The sequence below is a fragment of the Pseudomonas sp. LS_2 genome (genome assembly GCF_042709235.1).
Taxonomy (GTDB): domain Bacteria; phylum Pseudomonadota; class Gammaproteobacteria; order Pseudomonadales; family Pseudomonadaceae; genus Aquipseudomonas.
Genome location: NZ_JAVAYC010000019.1, coordinates 88,709 through 95,544 on the forward strand (window position 1 = coordinate 88,709; position 6,836 = coordinate 95,544).

Sequence of the window (6,836 nt, forward strand, 5' to 3'; positions counted from 1 at the left end):
GACGCGTGAAACTAAAAATTGAATCTAACGGTGAAAATTATGAATTACACTCACGTTCGAGGAGTAATGAGACTGAAAAATGCTTTTTGGTAACTGTGAGTCCGGTATATGAAAGCTACTGGCGTTTTGCAGCTGAGCGTCAGAAAGTCTTCAAGAAGAGGTTGTTTGCGGAAGATGCTCCCTGGTCTGATGACCCTGTTATTTCCGCTTATAAGTTTACGAACGCCTATCGTGCCTCAGATCGTGTAAGCCAATTTCTAATCAGGAACGTTATTTACCGTTCAGATCTTTGCGAATCACGAGAGGAAGTTTTTTTCAGGGTCATCTTGTTTAAACTTTTTAATAAAATTGAAACCTGGCAGCTTTTGGAGCAAGAGCTCGGCGAGATCAGCTATAGAGCTTATACGTTTGACAATTACGATCGAATTCTAAGTCAGGCCATGCGTTCTGGCGGACGTATATATTCGGCCGCTTATATAATGCCCCCAGGAAGCTCTGCATTTGGATATCCAGCGAAGCATCAAAATCACCTGAAGCTGCTTGAGCGGATGATGGAAGATAAACTTCCAGAATTTTTAAGCAGTCGAGCCAACATGAAGCAAGCCTTTGAAGCCATTAGGAATTACCCCTCAATCGGAAATTTCCTAGCTTACCAGTTTATAACAGACATCAACTACTCAGAAATTACCAACTTCTCCGAAATGGATTTTGTAATTCCGGGACCTGGAGCCCTCGACGGCCTGAAAAAGTGCTTCAATAAAACTAAAGATATTAGCGGCGACCAATTAATTAGATTTATGTCCGAAAACCAAGAGCACGAGTTTGAGAGGCTGGGCATTGAATTTGATTCGTTATGGGGGCGCCCACTCCAACTCATTGACTGCCAGAATATTTTCTGCGAGGTTGACAAATACGCTCGTGTTGCTCATCCAGAAGTAATGGGTATATCTGGGCGCACTCGTATAAAGCAGAAATTCTCTCCAACTGCCTCTCTAGAGATCCCATGGTACCCACCTAAATGGGAGATAAATAGCAGAGTTGCAGCTGAGTTTAAGGAGCATAAACCTTCCAATTGTCGACAGCCTTTTGGAAGTAGTCATCAGAGACAGCTAAATTGGAATAAATAAAATGGATTTGAATTTTTATCAGCACGCAGCACAAAAAACTGATCGAGTCCCTTCGAGCAGTATCGGAGAATCAGGGATCGAACTAATGGTTCCGTTGCTCGGGCTTGCGGGCGAAACAGGAGAGTTACTTAGCGAGTACAAAAAGCGTCTACGCGATGGAGAGTCTCATCTACTATTCAAAGATAGGGTATGTGAGGAACTGGGAGATTTACTTTGGTATATAGCCAATGTTGCGGAAAAATTTGATTTAAAACTCGAAGACATTGCTCGCAAAAATTTAGCCAAGGCAAATGGCCGCTGGGGCGATGGGAACACTAACCTGATAGTTTTTGATGAAGGGTTTCCAGAAAGCGAAAGACTTCCAAGAAAGTTTGAAATCAAACTAGGTGAAGTTGTGATAGCTGGTCAGTCTAAAATTCGTATGCTAATGGATGGTACTCAGATTGGTGATGATCTGACAGACAATTCTGAAGACCCTGATGGTTATCGATTCCATGATGTTTTCCATCTTGCATACATTGCCGTACTCGGTTGGTCGCCAGTCATCCGAAGCCTGATGAAACGTAAGAGAAAAAGTATACCAACTATCGACGAGGTGCAAGACGGGGGGCGCGCTCAGGTTATCGATGAGGCTGTTGCAGCGCTCGTGTTCGATTATGCCAAAGAGCACAATTGGCTTGAAGAGGTTACTGAGCTCGATTACAAATTATTGAGGACAATCAAAGGTGTCACTTCTTTGTTGGAGGTCCGTACGCGTTCAGCGGGAGAATGGCAGAGGGCCATTTTACTAGGCTTTGAAATATGGCGCAAAATTCTAAAATCAAATGGTGGAAAACTATTAATTGATCAAGACCTGAGATCAATTATATATATGGGAGGCGTGAGCCACAACGAAATAGCGTAACTCACAATCATTATTTAAAGACGTATCTTATCTGCCATAAGTAACCGAAAGGATTCAGTCATGAGCAAGTCAGGAAGTCGTAGACATTTATTTATAAGTCACCATCATCGTGATGATGCATCAGTCGACAAATTTACTAAGTTACTAGGTTCCAAAGGTTGGGATGTCAGGAATAGCTCTATTCGTGCGAAACCAGCTAACCAGCAAAGGCTGGATAAAGGGATGGTTAAAGAGTCGACTATAAAACGGCTACTACGAATGAAAGTTTCCTGGGCATCAACGGTCGTTGTTTTGATAGGGACGCAAACTCATCAACGTCCATGGGTTAACTGGGAAATCGATCAGGCGCATGCCCAAGGGAAGCGTATTGTGGGAGTTTATGAGCATGGGGGCAAAGATCCGGAAATTCCCGCAAGCTTAGAAAAGTATGCCTCCGCAATTGTCGGTTGGAACTCAGAAAGTATTATGGCTGCTATTGATAGTGGCGAAAATACCTTCCAAAACCCAGATGGCAGCACGCGTAGCACAGTAAATACCGCAGCAAATTCAGAGTGCTAGCGATGACTAATGTATACATGTATGTGGTTGATCGTGATTTCGGTTTTGCTCCGAATCCTTTTCATGGATTGTGTACGCTTGCGACCTGTAAACCTGTTACTCGAAGAGTAGCAAAAGTAGGCGATTGGGTAGTCGGAATGGGGGGAGGGAGACTCAAAGCTACAGGAAAGTGTGTTTTTGCAATGAAGGTTTCTCAACTAGAAACTTTTGACTCATATTGGACCAACCCCATCTATAAGGATAAAAAGCCCTTAAGGAATGGCAGTAAAAAAATGATTGTTGGCGACAATATCTACTGGAAAGAGGACGGTGAATGGCGGCAAGTTAACTCTCACCATAGTTTCCCTGATGGCTCGCCTAATCCCCATAATATAAAAAATGACACCCAAACAGATGCTGTTTTGATTTCAGATTATTTTTTTTATTTTGGTGCAGGCGCCGTTCAAATCCCAAAGCATATCCTCACGGGTATGGGGTATGTAAATGGCAGGCACCACCGTAAATTCTCAATCCAACAAGCGTGCTCACTTGTAGAGTTTCTGGAACGGGGATTTGAGAGCAACATACTACATGGAGACCCTTATGACTTTGATTTTGCTAACGCCCGCTACTCCGCAGAAAACAACAAGGTGACGGCCTGATGTCTTTATGAGCTCATTCGTTTATTAATGCCCGAACCTTTTCGGGCATTAATACTAATGAAAATCACTTACAGGCTAAAGCATATTTTTTTGATAACTTCTTAAACCATTCCCTTACATTACTTTGATCAGCATCTTCTTCTAGAACAGCCTTTAAAAACTCCTTCCGCTACGTGCACATCAAGCTGTCGATAGGCTTCAAATTGCTCTTCTGTGTAGAATTGATCTAAAGTTGACTCATGTGGAAAATCAGGACTTATGAAACGGTATCGCTTAGCAGTTCTGTTTCGTCCCCGTTTAAAGAAAGTTTAAGATATAGCGTTAGACCGATCGCTTCCGATTTCCCCGGGCCTGCGTCTGGATAGTGAATTCTGAGCAAGTGTGAGTGAGCTCTACTAATTGACGATTTGGGGTCAAGCCGTATGTCATCGAGTCTCGGTTCAAGCCGTACGCCAAAGTCAATCTGGGCGTGGCGAACTAGAGTCAATTGTCCTTCAAATGTCGCACGGGGATCCGCCTCTCCATCGACGCATACAATAGATTTACAGCGACGACGAAGTAGTTCATATAGCCCCATATTCTCAATATGCCCGCCGTCCGACAGATTCAGCTAGGAATTATTCTCATCCATACCGATCCCCGTGATCTCTCGGAGTAAGCATACAAACCCTGGAGATTTTCTGTTTGAGACTTTGGGATTACTTATCCAGTAGGCCAGGAATGGCGGAAGCTATCGCCAGGCGCTGGAAAATCTGCTTGTAGGCGCCCCACGCCCCCACCCTCAAATGACATAGCGAATGCGGGCAAGCAATGCGATTAGCAGACAGTGAGCGAGAGAAAAACAAAAAGCCCGCATCTATAGCGAAAGGTCTTACAATACGAAGCCGATTTCCTACAGATCTTTTGCCCCTCACTGATACCCAAGAGATAATCCCGTGAGTGACTCAGACAGCTCATCCGCTCCACTGGTTGACATAACGAAACTCGCCGCATCCCTTCAGCGTTTTGCAGATGATCGCGACTGGCAGCAATTCCACTCCCCCAAAAATCTCATCCTGGCTCTCACTGGAGAGATAGGCGAGCTGTGCGAGATTTTCCAATGGATGAGCGATGCCGATTCGATCTCAGCCGCAACAGATCCCGAGATCGGCCAAGCGGTCAAGGACGAACTGGCGGATGTACTGATGTACCTGGTTCGCCTGAGCAGCGTGCTCGGCATCGACCTCAACGAGGCAGTGACACGGAAACTCGTCTCGAACGGCCAGAAATACCCCGTGGATAAAGCAAGAAGCAGCAGCAAAAAGTACGACCGACTCTGACCAACACGCACCTAAGGACAACCCGTGATCGTTTACGCTGCGACCAAACAGCAATTTCTTAAAGACAACGATAACGATGACATTGAGGAGGTGATCCTCAGGCATTACAAGGAAGCTACCGGCAAGAACGTTGGCTCCTCGGAAATCAGGTCGTGGCAAGGGTCCCTGACGTACATGGCCAAGGTCCTTAGAGATGAGGGCCTCCCGAGCGATGCAGGCCTGGCCATTGAATTGCACATTCCGCAGTCGTCGAAGCGAATCGACTTTCTACTCACCGGTCGCGACGAAAACCAGGCAAAAAAGGCCGTACTGATCGAGCTGAAGCAATGGATCAAGGCCAGCGCCACAACCAAAGACGCAATCGTCAAAACGGTATTGGGTGGCGGCCTCATTGAAACCATTCACCCGTCCTATCAGGTATGGTCCTATGCCGCGCTGCTGGAAGGCTTCAACGAGGCGGTGTATGACAAAAGCATCGAAATTCGTCCGTGCGCCTACCTCCATAACTACGTCAGCGACGGTGTCATAGATTCAGCCCACTATGAGCCCCACATCAGCAAGGCTCCGCTGTTTCTGAAAGGCCCGGAAGAGCTCAGCAAACTCAGAACCTTTCTGAAAAAGCATATAAGTCATGGCGACAACAAAGAGGTTCTTTACGAGCTGTCCGAAGGAAAAATTCGCCCATCCAAGGCGCTAGCCGAAGCCCTCGCGGGGTTGATGAAAGGCAAACCCGAGTTCGTGTTGATTGACGATCAGAAAGCAATTTTTGAGTCGGCGCTTGCGGCGGCAAGCGAGGCTTCGGACCAAGCACCCAAGGTGATGATCATCGAAGGTGGACCGGGCACCGGAAAAACCGTTCTGGCTATCAATCTGCTGGTTAAGCTCACCGAATTGAAGCTGATGAGCAAATACGTCTCCAAGAATGCCGCCCCTCGCAAGGTCTACGAAAGCAAACTGGTTGGCACCATCAAGCGCAGCCATTTCTCGAATTTCTTTTCAGGCTCTGGGGCATTCATCGACACTGAGCCCAACACATTCGATGCGCTTATCGTGGACGAAGCTCACCGGCTGAATGAGAAAAGCGGGCTTTATGGAAACCTTGGCGAGAACCAGATCAAGGAGCTGATTGACTCAGCGAAATGCTCCATTTTCTTTATTGATGAGGACCAGCGTGTAACCTTGAGCGATATCGGCAGCAAACAGGCGATTCGCGCCTTTGCGAAAGCCAAGGGAGCTTTGGTTGAAGAACACGTACTGTCTTCGCAGTTTCGCTGCAGTGGTTCTGACGGTTACCTAGCATGGCTGGATGACACGCTGGGCATTCGCTCGACGGCAAATCCGACGCTTGAGACCCAAGAGTACGAGTTTAAGGTGTTCGACTCACCTCAGGCGATGCATGACGCAATCAACGAGAAAAACCACGGAAACAAAGCTCGTGTGGTCGCCGGCTATTGCTGGCCTTGGTTGAGCAAGAAAGACCCCACCGCTGCTGATATCGTGATTGGTGACTACAAACGCCAATGGAACCTGGATCAGGATGGCAGCCTATGGATCATCGCTGAGAACTCCATTGAACAGGTTGGCTGCATTCATACCTGCCAAGGTTTGGAAGTCGACTATATCGGGGTGATTATCGGACCAGATCTGGTCGTACGTGACGGTCAGGTAGTGACATCTCCGGATGAGCGCGACAAGCACGATAAATCGATTCGCGGCTGGAAAAAAATGATGAAAGAGCAACCTGCCCTCGCGAAAAGTGAAACAGACCTGATCATCAAAAATACATACCGAACCCTGATGACACGGGGGATGAAGGGTTGCTACCTGTACTGCACCGACAAAGAAACGGCGCAATACTTCGAGAGTCGGCTTAGCCAACACGGCAATCATTGACGGTATCGTTTGCTAAGAGCCCCTGTACCGACAAGCGCAGGGGCAACGATCAACAGGATGACCATTTGCTTTATAGATTCGGCCCCGATTCGTTTTCGGGGGCGGTTCTCAAAAAGCACCGTCCATCGGAATCCAGACAACGCAGCGTTCCAACTGGTATTCCAAGCAAGTTGACCAAAAAATTATTTAGCAGCCAAAACAGATAGATACCGACCGGCTTCAAATTACCCCGGCCCTATATGCTTCCAAAGCTCAAGCATAATTGAAGACGCCCTGACAGAGCCGCCCCGTGCAGACCTTCTCGTTCCCGTCACACGCCTAGCGCCTAACCTCCAAACCGCCCCCCGCCCCCTCCCCCCACATCCCCCCCGCCAACCCCCGCAACCTCTCCGTC

6 protein-coding genes are annotated in these 6,836 nt (G+C 47.4%); all 6 read left to right on the forward strand.

Going from position 1 to position 6,836, the window contains the following annotated elements:
- Nucleotides 1-5 precede the first annotated feature (5 nt).
- Nucleotides 6-1,127, forward strand: coding sequence for a nucleotide kinase domain-containing protein (locus tag RAC97_RS17555; protein ID WP_375098663.1), 1,122 nt, complete (start codon nt 6-8; stop codon nt 1,125-1,127).
- A gap of 1 nt (nt 1,128) precedes the next feature.
- On the forward strand, nt 1,129-2,031 hold the full coding sequence (locus RAC97_RS17560) for a nucleoside triphosphate pyrophosphohydrolase family protein (RefSeq protein ID WP_375098662.1): 903 nt from the start codon (nt 1,129-1,131) through the stop codon (nt 2,029-2,031).
- A 60-nt stretch (nt 2,032-2,091) separates the two neighbouring features.
- Nucleotides 2,092-2,589 carry a TIR domain-containing protein gene (locus RAC97_RS17565; RefSeq protein ID WP_375098661.1) on the forward strand — a complete coding sequence of 166 codons (498 nt, stop codon included), beginning with the start codon at nt 2,092-2,094 and terminating at the stop codon, nt 2,587-2,589.
- A 2-nt stretch (nt 2,590-2,591) separates the two neighbouring features.
- On the forward strand, nt 2,592-3,230 hold the full coding sequence (locus RAC97_RS17570; RefSeq protein ID WP_375098660.1) for a hypothetical protein: 639 nt from the start codon (nt 2,592-2,594) through the stop codon (nt 3,228-3,230).
- Nucleotides 3,231-4,165: 935 nt separating this feature from the next.
- Complete coding sequence (locus RAC97_RS17575; protein ID WP_085704379.1) at nt 4,166-4,549, forward strand: nucleotide pyrophosphohydrolase; 384 nt, start codon at nt 4,166-4,168, stop codon at nt 4,547-4,549.
- A 24-nt stretch (nt 4,550-4,573) separates the two neighbouring features.
- On the forward strand, nt 4,574-6,442 hold the full coding sequence (locus RAC97_RS17580) for a DNA/RNA helicase domain-containing protein (RefSeq protein WP_375098659.1): 1,869 nt from the start codon (nt 4,574-4,576) through the stop codon (nt 6,440-6,442).
- Nucleotides 6,443-6,836 lie beyond the last annotated feature (394 nt).